Consider the following 16,269-nt stretch of genomic DNA (forward strand, 5'->3'; position numbering starts at 1 on the left):
CGCCCAGGGCCGGAACCCGGTCGATGACGTCCATAACCAGATGGAAGCGGTCGAGATTGTTCATCATCGCCATGTCGAACGGCGTGGTGGTCGTGCCCTCTTCGATATACCCGCGGACGTGCAGGTTCCGGTGATTCGTCCGTCTGTACGTCAGGCGGTGGATCAGCCAGGGGTAACCGTGGTAGGCGAAGATGACCGGGCGGTCGGCGGTGAAGAGCGCATCGAACCGGGCGTGGGACATGCCGTGCGGATGCTCGTACTCATCCTGCAGACGCATCAGGTCGACGACGTTGACGACCCGGACCTTCAGCTCGGGGAAATCCTGCCGGAGGATGTCGACCGCGGCCAACGTCTCCAGGGTCGGAATGTCACCGGCGCAGGCCATGACGACATCCGGCATATCGGTGTCATCATTGCTGGCCCAGTCCCAGATACCGATGCCGCGGGTACAGTGGGCGACCGCCGCATCCATCGACAGGTAGTTCAACGCCGGCTGCTTTCCAGCGACGATGACGTTGATGTAATGCCGGCTTCGTAGGCAGTGATCCGCGACGCATAACAGCGTGTTCGCATCCGGCGGGAGATACACGCGGATTATCTCCGCCTTCTTGTTGACCACATGATCGATGAAGCCCGGGTCCTGATGGGAGAAGCCGTTGTGGTCCTGCCGCCAGACATGGCTGGTGAGGAGGTAGTTCAGGGACGCGATGGGGCGCCGCCACGGGATGTCACGGGTCGTCTTCAGCCATTTCGCGTGCTGGTTCACCATCGAGTCGACAATGTGGATGAACGCCTCGTAACACGAGAAGAAGCCGTGCCGTCCGGTGAGGAGATATCCCTCCAGCCAGCCCTGGCACAGGTGCTCGGACAGCACCTCCATGACCCGGCCGTCCGGTGCGAGATCGTCGTCACCGTCAACGATCTCGGCATTCCAGGCGCGGGATGTGACCTGGAACAGCGCTCCGAGACGGTTGGACGCCGTCTCATCCGGACCCATCACCCGAAACGTCGTCGAGTTCGCCGCCATCACGTCCCGCAGGAATCCACCGAGGACCCGGGTGGCTTCACTGGACGCCTTTGCGGGCACCGTCACATCCACGGCGTAGGTGCGGAAGTCCGGCAGCGCGAGGTCGCGCAGCAGCTCGCCACCGTTGGTGTGCGGGTTGGCGCTCATCCGCCGGTCGCCCACCGGGGCGAGGTCGGCAAGCTCGGCGACAAGCCGGCCCGCTGCGTCGAACAGCTCCTCGGGCCGGTAGCTGCGCAGCCACTCCCCCAGCACCGCGAGGTGCTCGGGGTTGTCGTGGACGTGGGAGACCGGCACCTGGTGGGCACGCCAGGTGCCCTCGACCGGGACACCGTCCACGACACCGGGGCCGGTCCAGCCCTTCGGTGTGCGCAAAACGATCATCGGCCACAGCGGACGGGTGGAATCGCCGTGCGCCCGGGCCCGCTCCTGGATCTCCTCGATCTCCGCGACCACCGTGTCGAGGACGGCGGCGAACCGCTGGTGGACCTCGGCGGGGTCCCCGCCGTTGACATGGTATGGATGATATCCGTACCCACGCATGAGCTGGTCGAGCTCGGCCTCGGGAATGCGCGCGAGCACGGCCGGCTGGGCAATCTTGTAGCCGTTGAGATGCAGGATCGGCAGCACCGCGCCGTCCCGGGCCGGGTTCAGGAACTTGTTCGAGTGCCAGCTCGCCGCCAGCGGCCCGGTCTCGGCTTCGCCGTCCCCGACGACCGCGCAGACCAGCAGGTCCGGATTGTCGAACGCTGCGCCGAAGGCATGGGTGAGGACGTATCCGAGCTCGCCGCCTTCGTGGATCGAACCGGGAGTCTCGGGCGCGACATGACTCGGGATACCACCGGGAAAGGAGAACTGGCGGAACAGCCTGCGCATTCCGTCGGCATCCCGGCTGATCGAGGGGTAGACGTCGGAGTACGTGCCCTCCAGGTACGCGTTCGCCACGATGGCCGGACCGCCGTGGCCCGGCCCGATAACGTAGATCGCATTAAGATCGTTCGCCTTGATCACACGGTTCATGTGCGCGTAGATCAGGTTGAGCCCCGGGGTCGTACCCCAGTGGCCGAGCAGCCGGCGCTTGACGTGCTCGGGCAGCAGCGGCTCGCGCAGCAGCGGGTTGTCCAGCAGGTAGATCTGGCCGACCGACAAATAGTTCGCCGCCCGCCAGTAGGCGTGTATACGCCGGAGCTCATCGGGGGACATGTGTTATGCGTCGTCTCCTTCTGCCAGCGGGCTGAGGGCTATCTCGGTTCCATCGTCGAGGCTGGTCACCCCGAAGTCGCTGAAAACATTGGGTGCCAGCTGCTGAAGCTCACGCAACACGGCAATGGCCAGTGCCCGAATCTCGGTGTCGGCGGCCTCGCTCGCCCGCATAGCGATGAAGTGCCGCCACGCCCGGTAGTTCCCGGTCACCACGATCCGGGTCTCGGTGGCGTTGGGCAGAACAGCCCGGGCGGCTTGGCGGGCCTGCTTACGCCGGGACGTCGGTACCGCCACGTCGGCGAAGTGCTTCGCCAGCCCCTCCAGGAGCTTTCCGTAGGCGTCCAGAGCCGTGGCGGTGGCCTCGGTGAACAGCTCGTGCAACCGCGGATCCTCGGCGATGACATCGGGCTCGACCACCGCGGTGCCATGCGCGGGCACATAACGCTGCGACAGCTGGCTGTAGGAGAAGTGGCGGTGCCGGACGAGCTCGTGGGTGAGGCTACGGGAAACCCCGGTGATGTACATCGTCACGGTGGCGTGCTCCAGCACCGACAGGTGCCCGACATCAAGGATGTGCCGCAGGTAGCCGGCGTTCGTCGCCGTGGCCGGGTTCGGCTTCGACCAACTCTGGTAGCAGGCCCGGCCGGCGAACTCCGCCAACGCCTGGCCGCCGTCGACGTCGGTGCTCCAGTCGACGTCGGCCGGCGGGGTGAACTGCGTCTGGGCGATGACCTGCACGCGCATGCCCACACCGTACCGACCCTCGCTCGTGCCCGGTCAGCTCTACCGCCGACGCAAGCGGGCCACCGCGTCGCGTTCCCGGGCGACATCGGCCTGGCTCAGGGCCGCGGTGGTCTCCACCCGCACGGTCAGGCGACGGTCGGCCACACCTTCGTGCAACGCGGTCACATCGAGAACACCGTCGAATCCCATCCGAAAAATGATCTCGATGGGGGTGCCGGCCGGGAAGCCGGGGGGGATCCCGGTGATCTCCGCCCGGGAAACGATCATGGAATCCTCGATCCGGGTCGACTCGACGCCGCTGCCCTGTTCGACCACCTGCAGCGTGACGGTATCCTGATCATCACGGACGGTACCGAAGTTGCGCCGGACCACCACAGGTAGCCGGTCGTTGCGGTGGACGAGGAATACCGCGCAGCGTTCACCGAAACGGTCGAGCGCCAACACTCCGAAGCCGCGGGAGACCACGTTGACCAGCTGGACCTCGACGGTACGCCGGACCCGTTCGGCAGTGATCCCGAAGGCTGCCGCAAGACGCCTGCAGGCCGCGGCCAGGTCCGCGGGCGCGGCGGCATCCGACGCCGCGCCGTCGGCGAGCTGCCCCCGTGACACCAGGTCCGCGAGGACCAGGCGCTCGATGGCCTTCTTCTCCCCGTAGAGAGCCGCGCCCTTGGCCACCGCGAGGTCGGGGTCACACAGCTCGACCGGCACGCCGAGTTCCGCGCCGAGTCGGCGGGCCACCGCCGGCATCCGGGCGGAACCTCCGACCAGCAGCACGCGGTCCAGCCGGGAGACGCCCCGCGCCCTGGCCGCGGCGAGTACCGAGCGGGTGAGGGTCACGGTCCGCTCCAGCAGCCCGGCCGTCAACCGTTCAAGATCTCCCCGCGTCACCACCGCCTTCAGCACGCGTCCATCGTGCTCGACGGCAACCGTGGTCTCCATCCGGTCGCCGAGCTCGCGTTTGGTCCGTTCAGCGGCCAATAGCAGGACCTGGGCGGCCGCTGCGTCGGCCAGCGGGTCCGCGGCGCCCGGATGCGCGTCCAGGAACTGCCTGGACAGGTACCGGGCGAGCGCTTCGTCCCAGTCGGCCCCGCCGAGTCGGTGGTCGCCGTCGATGGCGACCACCGAGATCCGGCGGTCGGCGAGCTCGACCACGGTCACGTCGAACGTGGCGCCGCCGAGGTCGTAGACGAGCGCCACCTCCTCCTGGGCCGTGCGACCGGCGAAGGTCGCGTCGGAGTCGAAACGGGCGAAACCGTAGGAGAGCGCCGCCGCCGTCGGTTCGTTGATGACGTCAACGACCGACAGGCCCGCGTACTGCCCGGCGAGGACCGTGGCCCGCCGTTCCTCGTCGCCGAAGTACGCCGGCACGGTGATGACCGCGTCACGGATGGGCTCGCCACCGGCGAAGGCTGCGTCGCTGACGAGCGCCCGCAGAATGAGGCTGCTCACCGCCGGCGCGGACCACGCCCGCCCGGACGTCACAAAGCGCCAGTCACCATCGCCCATCCGGCGTTTGACCAGCGCGCAGACGTCATCCGCGCGGGCGCGGGCGAGCTGGCGGGCGGGTTCACCGGTGACATAGTCATCGGGACCGACGAAGAGCACAACGCTCGGCATCGTGGTCACCCCGCCGGACAGCGCAATCGCCTCGGGATCGCCCGATCTGTTCACCCGGGCAACGCAGCTGTAGGTGGTCCCAAGATCAATTCCGTAGATGACGCCCGCGCTCATCCCCGAAACGTATCGAGATCACACGGCAGATTGGATACGTTCCAGAGCGATTGCGTGGCGCATCGCAGCGCGCCCCCGACGGGTGTCGCCGGCATCGCCGTAGGCGACCGCGAGCCGGTACCAGGTCCGCCAATCCCGTGGTTGCGCCTCGACGTCCGCGCGCCGACGGTCGAAGGCCTCGTCAGCCGCGGTCCGGTCGATCCGGCCGGACGGACGCCGTGGCAACGGGGACAGCGCGTCGCTCGACTGATCGTCCTGCGGCAGGTGGCGTCCCAGCCGTTCGGTCGCCCGCCCGAACGCCAGCTCGCGCAGGATGACGACCACCCCGACCACAGGCAGCGCCAGCACGCCAACGCCGAGCCCACGGGCCGTCCAGCTGGACTGGGTGAGCAGCTGGACACCTCGCCAGCCGATCAGGCCGAGATAGAACACGACCGCGGCGACCACGACACCGACAACGACACGAACCTTCACAGTTCGAGCAGGGCCTCCAGGCCCACGGTCAGGCCGGGACGTCCCGGAGTCCGGCGGACGCCGAGCAGCACACCTGGCATGAACGAGGTCCGATCGAAGGAGTCGTGACGCAGGGTCAGGGTCTCGGCCGCGCCACCAAAAAGCACTTCCTGGTGGGCGACCAAGCCGGAAAGCCGGATACTGTGCACGGGAACCCCGCTGATCCGCACGCCGCGGGCGCCTGCATATGCGGACTCGGTGGCATCCGGTCCGGCCGGTTCGCCACCGGCTTGGACCCGTGCCTGTGCCACCAGTTCCGCGGTGTGCAGCGCTGTCCCGCTGGGGGCGTCCACCTTGCCGGGATGATGCATCTCGATGATCTCCACAGACTCGAAGAAACGCGCCGCCTGGACCGCGAAATGCATCATCAGCACAGCGCCGACACCGAAATGCGGGGCCACCAGCACGCCGAGCTCCGGCGTGCCGGCCAGCCAACCGCGCAACGTCTCCAGCCGGTCGCCGTCAAAACCCGAGGTGCCGACGACCACGTGAAGGCCCGCGTCCAGGCACCATCGCAGGTTCTCCATGACGGCGTCCGGCCGGGTGAAGTCGACGACCACGTCGGCCTCGCGCAGGCTGGCGAAGTCGTCCCCGAGATCTACCGCCGCCACCAGGGTGAGATCGTCGGCGGCGTCGACGGCCGCGCGGACCGTCGACCCCATCCGCCCCCGGGCGCCGAGCACACCGACCCGGATCGTTTCGGTCACCCGGCGACCACGGACGCGAAGTCGTGATCGTCAAAGGGGCCGATCACGCCCAGAGCGAGCGGCCGGGCCAGCAGGTCGGTGGCGACACCCTTGACGTCATCCAGGGTCACCGCGTCCACCCGGGCGAGCACCTCGTCCACGGACAGAAGCTCACCGTGCATGAGCTCGCTCTTGCCGATCCTGCTCATCCGCGAGCCGGTGTCCTCCATACCCAGTACCAGCGAGCCTCGGCTCTGGCCCTTGGCCCGGGAGAGCTCCTCGTCGGTGATTCCCGCTGCCGCGATCAACTCCAGCTGCTCGCGGCAGAGCGCGAGAACCTCGTCCGCACGCCGGGGCGCACACCCCGCATAGACGCCGAACAGCCCGGCATCGGCGAAATGGGACGCGAACGAGTAGACGGAGTAGGCAAGGCCCCGCTTCTCCCGGATCTCCTGGAACAGGCGTGAGCTCATTCCCCCGCCGAGCGCCGAGGACATGATTCCCATGGCGAACCGGCGGGGGTCCCGGCGTGACATCCCCACGGTTCCGAGCACGACATGTGCCTGCTCGGTGGGACGCTGGCTGACCACGACGCCCCGGGCCTGCGGGTAGGCGTAGGAGCCCCCCCGCACCGGGGCGGGGACGTCCGGCCCACCCAGGCGGTCGGCGAACGCCGCCGCGACAAGGGCGAGCGTCCGCTCGTGATCGATGTTGCCGGCGATCGCGATCACCGTGTCCGACGGGGTGTACCGGGACCGGTAGTAGTCGGCGATGGTGTCGCGGCCCAGGCCCTCAATGGAGTCGATCGTGCCCAGCACGGGACGGCCGAGCTCGGTGTCACCCAACACGGCCGCGGTGAAGACATCGTGCACGACGTCGCTCGGGTCGTCGTCGTGCATGGCGATCTCCTCAAGGATCACGCCCCGCTCCGCCGCGACGTCGGCAGCGGTGATCAGTGAGTTACAGATCATGTCGCAGACCACGTCAACCGCATCGACGAGATCGCCGTCTAGTACCCGTGCGTAGTAGCACGTGTACTCCTTGGTCGTGAAGGCGTTGAGCTCCCCGCCGACCGCCTCGATCGCGGAACTGATCGTGAGTGCGTCCCGGGACGGCGTGCCCTTGAACAGCAGGTGCTCAAGGTAGTGGGAACAGCCGGCCGTCAACGGATCCTCGTCCCGGGAACCCACGCCGACCCAGATCCCGATAGCCACCGACCGGACCGCGGGCACCTTCTCGGTCAGCACCCGCAGCCCGCCCGGCAACACGGCTCGCCGGACGGCGCCGGACAGCAGCTCCTCGCGAAGCGTGCCATCTGGCACCAGACCTGCCCCGGTCGTACTACCTGTCCCGCTCACGGGATGCCGGTCAGGACCCGGCCGGGACGCTGTCGGCGTCCTCGGCCACAGGAGAAAGGCTGATCTTCCCGCGGCTGTCGATTTCAGTGATCTCGACCTGAAGCTTCTGGCCGACCTGAACCACCTCTTCCACCTTCTCCACCCGCTTCCCACCGGAAAGCTGCTTGAGCTTGCTGACGTGGAGCAGCCCGTCCTTGCCCGGCGTGAGGGAGACGAACGCACCAAAGGTTGTGATCTTCACAATGGTGCCGAGATAGCGCTCCCCGACCTCCGGCATCTGCGGGTTGGCGATCGCGTTGATCGCCGACCGGGCACTCTCCGCGGAGGTGCCGTCCTGCGCACCGATGTAGATGGTGCCATCGTCCTCGACCGTGATCTCAGCGCCGCTGTCAGCCTGGATCTGATTGATCATCTTGCCCTTCGGGCCGATGATCTCACCGATCTTGTCTACCGGGATCTTGACAGAGATCACCCGGGGGGCGTGCGTCGACATCTCGTCCGGGCCGTCGATCGCTTCGGCCATGACGTCGAGGATCGCCAGCCGCGCGGCCTTGGCCTGGCCCAGCGCGTCAGCGAGGACCGACGCGGGGATGCCGTCCAGCTTCGTGTCGAGCTGGAGGGCGGTGACGAACTCCCGCGTGCCCGCGACCTTGAAGTCCATGTCGCCGTAGGCGTCCTCGGCACCGAGGATGTCGGTGAGCGTGACGAATTCGTCACCCTCGTGGATCAGACCCATGGCGATCCCGGCAACCGGGGCCTTGAGTGGAACACCGGCATTCAGTAACGACAACGTGCTGGCACAGACCGAGCCCATACTCGTCGACCCGTTGGAGCCCAGCGCCTCGGAGACCTGCCGGATGGCGTACGGGAAGTCGTCCCGGCTGGGCAGCACCGGCAGCAGTGCCCGCTCAGCCAGTGCGCCGTGGCCGATCTCGCGGCGTTTCGGTGAACCGACCCGACCGGTCTCGCCGGTGGAATAGGGCGGAAAGTTGTAGTTGTGCATGTAACGCTTGGTGCGGTCGGGATTGAGCGTGTCGACCGTCTGCTCCATCCGCAGCATGGCCAGGGTGGTCACGCCGAGGATCTGGGTCTCGCCCCGCTCGAACAGGGCTGATCCGTGTACCCGGGGAATGAAGTCGACCTCCGCCGACAGCTCACGGATCTCGGTGACCCCACGCCCGTCGATACGGACGCCCTCGGCGATGATGCGCTGGCGTACCAGCTTCTTGGTCAACGCCCGATAGGCCGCGGCAATCTCCTTTTCGCGGCCCTCGAACTGGCCCACGACCTTCTCGGCGGCCAGTGAACGGACCCGGTCCAGCTCGGTTTCCCGCTCCTGCTTGCCGGCGATCCGCAGGGCTGCGGACAGTTCGTCGCCGACGGCGATCGACAGCGCCTCAAGGACGTCGTCGTGGTAGTCGACGAACAACGGGAACTGCCGGGTCGGCTTGGCCGCACGTTCGGCCAGCTCGCGCTGGGCACGACACAACTCGCGGATGGCGGGTTTCGCCGCCTCCAGCCCCGCGGCCACGACGTCCTCGGTCGGCGCCTGCGCACCCGCGGCCAGCAGCGGCACCGTACCCGGCGTCGCCTCCGCCTCAACCATCATGATCGCAACATCGGAGCCGTCGTCGAGCACGCGGCCGGCCACCACCATGTCGAAGGTCGCCCGCTCCAGCTCGGCATGGGTCGGGAAGGCGATCCAGGCCCCGTCCACAAAGCCGACCCGGGTGGCACCGACGGGACCGGAGAACGGCAGCCCGGCGAGCGTGGTCGACGCGCTGGCCGCATTGATCGCGACGACGTCGTACAGGGTGTCCGGATCGAGGGCGAGAACCGTTGCCACGACCTGGATCTCGTTACGCAACCCCTTGACGAACGACGGCCGCAGCGGCCGGTCGATCAGACGACAGGTGAGGATCGCGTCCTCACTCGGCCGACCCTCGCGCCGGAAGAACGAGCCGGGGATGCGCCCGGCCGCGTACATCCGCTCCTCGACATCCACCGTCAGCGGAAAGAAATCGAGCTGCTCCTTGGGCTGCTTGCTGACGGTCGTGGCGGACAGCACCATGGTGTCGCCGAGATAGGCAACTGCCGAACCGGCAGCCTGCCGAGCCAACCGACCCGTCTCAAACCGGATCGTCCGGATTCCGGCCGCTCCGTTGTCGATAACCGCTTCAGTCGCGGTTGTCTGGTCCTCCACTCGAACCATTCCTCCTCACATCGGCCGGGTCCGTCTTGCCGAGGAGGCCGGCGCTCAGTCGAAGCCCCCGGGGAGCGCCACACGGCGCACCCGGACACCACCACCGAGGACCGGCGGCTCGCGCCGTCACGGACCCGGTCAGACAATTCCTACCGCCGCAGCCCGAGTCTTTCGATCAGTGACCGGTAGCGGCTTATGTCGGTCTTGGCGAGATAATTCAGCAGCCGTCGCCGACGGCCGACCAGGAGCAGCAGCCCACGGCGGCTGTGGTGGTCGTGCTTGTGCATCTTCAGGTGCTCGGTCAGGTCGCTGATCCGCCGGGTGAGCATCGCCACCTGCACTTCGGGCGATCCGGTATCACGCTCGACCGTGGCGTACTCGGACAAGATCTTCTGCTTGACGTCGCTCGCAAGCGGCACGCGAAACCTCTTCCTGTCTGCGGGTGGGATGCGCGCCCGGGGTCTGCCTCACCCAGGCTGACGGACACACCACACTCGTCTGGTGTCGAAGCTTACCAACCCCGCGGGTACCTAAGGCTCGTCCGTCGCCGGAGTGATGATCTTACGGGTGGCCAGGACGTCTGCGGCCATCTGGGCAACCAGGTCAGCCACGGAGTCGAAGCGCAGAGTGGGCCGCAGCCGCTCGGTGAACTCGAACGCGAGGTGAGCGTCGTAGAGATCGTCGTCGAAGTCGAGGAGATACGCCTCAACCCGCCGCTGCGTCCCGTCAAAGGTCGGGTTGGTACCGATGGAGATCGCCGCCGGATACCGCTTACCCGACCACACGGCATGCCCGGCGTACACACCGTCGGCGGGCACTGCCGCGTACGCGGTGGTCGCAAGGTTGGCGGTCGGATATCCGATAGCGCGGCCACGTGCGTCGCCGTGCACCACGATTCCCTCCACCCGGTGGTCACGGCCGAGCGCACGCGCAGCGGTAACCACATCGCCGTCGGCAATACACGCTCGAATATGGGTGGAAGACAACACGTGGTCGTCTGCACGCAGCAGCCGGACGCCCTCCACGGCAAAACCGTCGGTCACCCCGCTGCAACGCAGGGTCTCCAGGTTCCCGGCCGCCCGGTGACCATAGGTGAAGTTCTCCCCGACCACCACGGCGCTCGGCCGCAGCCGATGCAGAAGCATGTCGTGGACGAACCCGGCCGCTGGTACCCGGCTGAACTCGGGAGTGAAGGGCTGGACGCACAGCGCGTCGACACCGAGCCGTTCCAGTAGTTCCGCCTTGAAAGCCGGCGTCGTCAGCAGCGCCGGATGGCTGCCCGGTCGGATGACCTCGGCCGGATGGGGGTCGAACGTGAGCACGACCGCGAGCTGTCCCGCCCGGTGGGCGCGTTCCACCGCCCGGCGGATGATCTGCTGGTGACCGCGGTGGACGCCGTCGAAGAACCCGATCGTCACAACACCGCCGGGCCAGTCATCCGGCGTCTCCAGCACCCCGCGCCACCGCTGCACATCCAAAGCCTATCGGTGCCGTTTGCGGCTCAGGCTCCGGCGAAGACCACCAGCGACCGGCAGCCGCCCTGCGCGTCCTCGGCAAGAGCGAGAAGCTCGCCGGCCGGACCGAAAACACCGTACGTGCCGGGTATCCCGAACGGGGGAAGACGCCGGCCGTGGGATATCGCACGAGCGGCATCGGCATCCACCTCCCGACAGGGAAACAGCGTGGCGACGGCGTCGGGCAGCGGACGCAGTGCGCCGACGCCGGCCTGCGCCAGCGCGTCCAGGGTGAGCGCCTCGGTGAGATCGAACGGTCCCACCGACACCCGGCGCAGGGCGCACAGGTGCGCGCCACAGCCCAACGCCCGGCCGAGGTCCCGGGCCAGCGCACGCACGTAGGTGCCGCTGGAACAGCCGACGGCAACATCAAGGTCAACGCCGGTGCGGGCAAGTAACTCGAACCGGCTCACCGTGACCCGCCGCGCCGCAAGGACGACCTGCTCACCCGCGCGTACCCGGGCGTAGGCCCGGACGCCGTTCACCTTGACCGCGCTGACCGCGGACGGCACCTGGTCGATCGGGCCGGTGAGAGCCGCCATGGCGACGGCGAGCCGCGCCTCGTCGACCTCGACCGCACGCACGGCGACAACCTCACCCTGTGCATCGTCGGTGGTGGTCGACTCACCGAGGCGGATGGTCGCGGTGTAGACCTTGTCGGTCAACGCGAGATGACCGAGGAGGCGGGTCGCCCGGCCCACCCCGAGTACCAGCACACCGGTCGCCATCGGGTCGAGCGTGCCGGCGTGCCCGACCCGCCGCGTGTGCAGGACCCGCCGAGCGCGGGCCACCACGTCATGCGAGGTGAGCCCCGTCGGCTTGTCCACGACGACCAGCCCGTCCACGCCGAGCGCGGCGGTCGCACCAGCCATCAGCCCGGCAGTCTGGGGGCCCGGACCAGCGCGGCGCGCAGGGTCGCCATGGTCGGCTCCAGAGCTTCGGTGGAACTCAGGCCGGCGGCGAAGCGGTGGCCACCACCCCCGAGCGCGGTGCAGACCGCACCGACGTCAATGCCACCCTTGGAACGCACCGAAACCTTCCAGATGTTCGTGGCGTCCTGCTTGCAGACGACCGCCACCTCGGCTTCGGCCGTGGTCCGGACGATATCGATCACACCCTCGATCTCATCGAGGGTGAGACCCGCGGCGGTGAGGTCCGCGTAGGCACACCACGTCCACACCAGGTCGTGCTCGGGTTCCAGGCGGGCTCGGCCGAGCAGCTCACCCAGCAGCCGCAGGTAGCCGAAACGGTGGGTGTCCCACACCGTACGAGTGATCAGATCGTGGCGGATCCCGGTGCCCAACAACCGCGCGGCCAACCGGTGGACATCCGGCGTGGTCACGCTGTATCGGAACGAACCGGTATCGGTGATCAGGCCTGTGTAGATCGCGACAGCCATATCGTGATCGAGTTCAACCCCGAGCGCGTCTATGACGCCGGTGACCATCACGCTGGTGGAGGCGGCGTCCGGGTCGATCAGGTTGATGTCCCCGAACCGCGTGTTCGAGGCGTGATGGTCGATCACAACCATTCGCCGTGCCCGGGCGGCGACCCGGCCCAGCGCCCCGAGTCTGGCCAGGCTGCCCGCATCCAGCGTCACCACGAGGTCTGGTGTCGCCGCGACCAGGGACGGCGGGACAAGGAAATCCTGGCCGGGCAGAAACGTCAGGGAGCGCGGTACCACGAACGGGTCGCTGTCGAATGACACCGACGCTCTGGCCCCGAGGGCACGCAGCGCAAGCCCCAGCGCGATCGCCGAACCCAGGCTGTCGCCGTCCGGGTCGACGTGCGCGACCAGCAGGATGTTCTCCCCGCTCTGGGACGCGGAGCGGATCGCCTCGACCGCGCGGTCCCGCTGCTCGCCGACCGCCTCGCCCTCGCCGGACGTGGACCCCGCCCGGCCCGTCCCCTCGCCCGCGTGGGGAACCGGGAGCAGGGACAGGTCGGCGAGGCTTGTCACGTCGGTCATCGCAGCGTGTCCCCCATCATTTCCTCGTCGCGCTCGTCGGCGTCGGACGCGTCGGCCTCGTCTGACTCGTCGGCCTCGACACGCGGCTTACGGTACGGGTCGGCTTCCCCGGCCGGCCGGGCGCCGTCCCGGACGCCCGCGAGGCCCGCGTCCCGCTCCCGCGCGGTGAGAATCAGGTCCTCGAGATGACGGGCGTCGTCAGGCAGACGGTCGTGGACAAAGGTCAGGGTAGGAGTGACCTTGACACCGGTCTGCCGGCCGACCTGGCTACGCAGCAGGCCCTTGGCCGACTCCAGCGCGCGCGCCGACTCCATCCGGTCGAGGTCATCGCCGTAGACCGTGTAGAAGACGGTGGCCTCGGTCAGGTCCGGGGTGACCCGCGTGTCGGTCACGGTGACCATCCCCAGGCGCGGGTCCTTCACCTGCCGTTCCAACGCAGCGGCGACCACCTCACGGATGCGCACCGCGAGCCGGCGCGCCCGAGCAGGGTCAGCCATGGCTTCCTCCCGTCATCACGACCGCGCCACCGATCGCGGTCCGTCCATACCCTCGTCGGACTCCAGGTCCTCATCGGAGAGATAGCGCATTCGCGCCGAGAGCAGTTCCAGCTCCGGGCGTTGCGAAAGAAGACCTTCACACGCCTGGACGACCTCGACGCAATGGGCCCGATCCGCCGCGACCACGGCGACGCCCAGCTGCGTCCGCCGGTGCAGATCGAGATGGCCGGTCTCCGCCGCGCTTACCGCATACCTGCGGCGGAGCTCCGCCACCACCGGCCGAACCACCGACCGCTTCTCCTTGAGCGACCGAACGTCGCCAAGGAGAAGGTCGAAAACTCCCGTCCCAGTCCACATGGTCCGCGTCCTCAGGAGCGAGGAACCTCCCGCTGTTCGAAGGTCTCGATCACGTCATCAACCTTGATGTCGTTGAACGAGCCGAGCCCGATACCGCACTCATAACCCTCGCGGACCTCGGTCGCGTCGTCCTTGAACCGCTTGAGCGACTCGACCGTGAGGTTGTCCGCCACGACCACGCCGTCCCGGATGAGCCGGGCCTTGGTGTTGCGGCGGATGAGCCCGGAACGCACCAGGGAACCGGCGACGTTTCCGATCCGGGGAACCCGGAACACCTCGCGGACCTCGGCCGTGCCGAGCTGGACTTCCTCGTAGACCGGCTTGAGCATGCCCTTGAGAGCATTCTCGATGTCCTCGATCGCCTGGTAGATGACCGAGTAGTAGCGGACGTCGACGCGCTCGCGTTCGGCCAGCTCGCGCGCCTTGCCCTCCGCACGGACGTTGAACCCGAGGATCACCGCATCGGATGCGCTCGCCAGGTTGACGTCATTCTCGGTGATCGCACCGACACCACGACCGATGATCCGCAAGGAGACCTCGTCGCCGACGTCGATCTTGAGCAGCGAGTCCTCCACCGTCTCGACCGAACCGGACACGTCACCCTTGAGGATGAGGTTGAGCTGGGTCTTCTCGCCCTCCTTCATCCGCTCCAGGATCGTCTCCAGAGTCGGGCGACCGCGGCTCATCGCAAGTTCGGCGTTGCGCTCACGCGCCTGGCGACGCTCGGCGATCTGGCGGGCAACCCGGTCTTCGGGCACGACCAGGAAGTTGTCACCGGCGTCGGGGACGCTGGTGAACCCGAGAACCTGCACCGGCCGGGCCGGGCCGGCCTCGTGCACCGGGTCACCGTGTTCGTCGAGCATCGCCCGCACACGCCCGAAGGCGTCGCCGGCGACCACCGAGTCACCGACCCGCAGGGTTCCCCGCTGGACGAGCACGGTGGCAACCGGGCCGCGGCCCCGGTCCAGTCGGCCTTCGATCGCGACACCCTGGGCGTGCGTGCCGGTCGGGGCACGCAGATCCAGTGCGGCGTCGGCGGTGAGGATGACCGCCTCCAGCAGACCGTCGATGTTGGTGCGGTTACGGGCGGACACGTCGACGAACATGGCGTCGCCGCCGTATTCCTCGGCGACCAGACCGTATTCGGTGAGCTGACCGCGCACCTTCAGGGGGTCGGCGCCTTCCTTGTCAATCTTGTTGACGGCGACGACGATCGGGACGTTGGCCGCCTGGGCATGATTGAGCGCCTCGATCGTCTGCGGCTTGACGCCGTCATCCGCGGCGACGACCAGCACGACGATGTCGGTCACCTGCGCACCGCGGGCACGCATGGCGGTGAACGCCTCGTGACCCGGGGTGTCGATAAAGGTGATCTTTCGCTCATCCCCGTCGACCTTCGCCCGGACCTGGTAGGCCCCGATGTGCTGGGTGATGCCGCCGGCTTCACCGGCGACCACATCCGTCGACCGGATCGCGTCGAGCAACTTCGTCTTGCCATGGTCAACATGGCCCATGACGGTGACAACCGGCGGACGCGCGGACAGTTCGACCTGGTCGCCGTATGCGCCACCGAAGGAGAGGTCGAAGCTTTCCAACAGCTCCTTGTCCTCGTCCTCGGGACTGACGATCTGCACCTCATACCCGAGAGTGACCCCGAGCAACTGCAGGGTCTCGTCCGTGCACGACTGCGTCGCGGTCACCATCTCGCCGAGCTGGGTGAACACGACCTGGACGAGCGCGCCCTGGTTAGCGTCGATCTTGTCGGCGAAATCGGCGAGGGATGCGCCCCGAGGCAGCCGAATGGCCTGCCCGTTCCCACGCGGAACCATCGCCCCCATGCGGGGGGCTTCCAGCCCGCTCTCCCACTCCTGCCGCTTCGCGCGCTTGGACTTGCGCTGGCGCCCCGGGCGGCCTCGACCGCCGGGACCGAAGGCGCCGGCGGTCGTGCCGCCGCGGCCCCTGCCGCCCGAGGTCGGGCGACCGCCGGGACCGCCGGCACCGGGAGCGCCACCGCCACCGGGACGACCCGGCGCGCCCGTACCCGCGCCGGCACCGCCGCCCGGACGACCGGGTGCACCGCGGCCGGCGAACCCACCGCCACCGGGACGGCCACCGCCGCCACCACCACTACCGCCGCCCGGACGGCCGGCACCGCCACCGGGAGCCGGTCGCCCGCCACCGGCACCGGCACCGCCACCACCTGGGCGGGGACCACCGGGACCTGCGGGACGCGAGGGGAACATGCTCGGATTGGGTCGAGGCCCACCGGTACCACCTGGTCGGGGCGGCATCTGGCCCGGCGACGGCCGGCCACCGGTACCACCTGGTCGGGGCGGCATCTGGCCCGGCGACGGCCGGCCACCGCCGCTGCCACCGGGGCGTGGACCGCCCGTCCCGGCGGGACGAGGACCCCCGGCGCCGGCGGGACGAGGGCCCCCGGCTCCGGCGGGACGAGGACCACCTGGACGTG

General features: G+C 68.5%; 14 protein-coding genes. All 14 read right to left on the bottom strand.

Translation table 11 applies throughout. The annotated features are described in order from the left end of the window. The coding region (locus tag U9980_RS01450) for a phosphoketolase family protein (protein WP_322766348.1) at positions 1–2,227 on the bottom strand (2,227 nt) is incomplete at its 3' end. 3 nt (positions 2,228–2,230) lie between these two features. Beyond that, on the bottom strand, positions 2,231–2,971 hold the full coding sequence (thyX, locus tag U9980_RS01455; RefSeq protein WP_322747850.1) for an FAD-dependent thymidylate synthase: 741 nt from the start codon (positions 2,969–2,971) through the stop codon (positions 2,231–2,233). Positions 2,972–3,010: 39 nt separating this feature from the next. Further along, the gene (locus tag U9980_RS01460; RefSeq protein ID WP_322766349.1) at positions 3,011–4,702 is read right to left on the bottom strand and encodes an Hsp70 family protein; all 1,692 of its coding nucleotides are present in this window, start codon (positions 4,700–4,702) and stop codon (positions 3,011–3,013) included. 18 nt (positions 4,703–4,720) lie between these two features. Then, on the bottom strand, positions 4,721–5,176 hold the full coding sequence (locus U9980_RS01465; protein ID WP_322747848.1) for a hypothetical protein: 456 nt from the start codon (positions 5,174–5,176) through the stop codon (positions 4,721–4,723). Next, complete coding sequence (dapB, locus tag U9980_RS01470; protein ID WP_322766350.1) at positions 5,173–5,922, bottom strand: 4-hydroxy-tetrahydrodipicolinate reductase; 750 nt, start codon at positions 5,920–5,922, stop codon at positions 5,173–5,175. The genes U9980_RS01465 and dapB overlap by 4 nt, the downstream gene beginning before the upstream one ends. After that, a complete protein-coding gene (locus tag U9980_RS01475) occupies positions 5,919–7,259 on the bottom strand; it encodes a M16 family metallopeptidase (protein ID WP_416210109.1) in 1,341 nt (446 codons plus the stop codon). The genes dapB and U9980_RS01475 overlap by 4 nt, the downstream gene beginning before the upstream one ends. A 10-nt stretch (positions 7,260–7,269) precedes the next feature. After that, a complete protein-coding gene (locus tag U9980_RS01480) occupies positions 7,270–9,462 on the bottom strand; it encodes a polyribonucleotide nucleotidyltransferase (protein ID WP_416210110.1) in 2,193 nt (730 codons plus the stop codon). Positions 9,463–9,611: 149 nt separating this feature from the next. Further along, positions 9,612–9,881 carry a 30S ribosomal protein S15 gene (gene rpsO, locus U9980_RS01485; RefSeq protein WP_322752094.1) on the bottom strand — a complete coding sequence of 90 codons (270 nt, stop codon included), beginning with the start codon at positions 9,879–9,881 and terminating at the stop codon, positions 9,612–9,614. A gap of 111 nt (positions 9,882–9,992) precedes the next feature. After that, complete coding sequence (locus tag U9980_RS01490) at positions 9,993–10,934, bottom strand: bifunctional riboflavin kinase/FAD synthetase (protein ID WP_322766357.1); 942 nt, start codon at positions 10,932–10,934, stop codon at positions 9,993–9,995. A 29-nt stretch (positions 10,935–10,963) separates the two neighbouring features. After that, positions 10,964–11,848, bottom strand: a complete 885-nt coding sequence (gene truB / locus U9980_RS01495; RefSeq protein WP_322751998.1) for a tRNA pseudouridine(55) synthase TruB — start codon at positions 11,846–11,848, stop codon at positions 10,964–10,966. Beyond that, on the bottom strand, positions 11,848–12,945 hold the full coding sequence (locus tag U9980_RS01500) for a bifunctional oligoribonuclease/PAP phosphatase NrnA (RefSeq protein WP_322766353.1): 1,098 nt from the start codon (positions 12,943–12,945) through the stop codon (positions 11,848–11,850). Before U9980_RS01500 ends, truB begins: the two co-directional genes overlap by 1 nt. Next, positions 12,942–13,442 (bottom strand): 30S ribosome-binding factor RbfA, encoded by a 501-nt coding sequence (gene rbfA / locus U9980_RS01505; protein WP_322752097.1) that lies wholly within the window; start codon positions 13,440–13,442, stop codon positions 12,942–12,944. The genes U9980_RS01500 and rbfA overlap by 4 nt, the downstream gene beginning before the upstream one ends. 15 nt (positions 13,443–13,457) lie before the next feature. Continuing rightward, positions 13,458–13,799 carry a DUF503 domain-containing protein gene (locus U9980_RS01510; protein ID WP_322752098.1) on the bottom strand — a complete coding sequence of 114 codons (342 nt, stop codon included), beginning with the start codon at positions 13,797–13,799 and terminating at the stop codon, positions 13,458–13,460. An 11-nt stretch (positions 13,800–13,810) separates the two neighbouring features. Further along, positions 13,811–16,269, bottom strand: a 2,459-nt coding sequence (infB, locus tag U9980_RS01515; RefSeq protein WP_322766354.1) for a translation initiation factor IF-2, incomplete at its 5' end; no start/stop codon positions are given.

It is taken from the genome of Protofrankia sp. Cr1, from assembly GCF_963555865.1.
Taxonomy (GTDB): domain Bacteria; phylum Actinomycetota; class Actinomycetes; order Frankiales; family Frankiaceae; genus Protofrankia.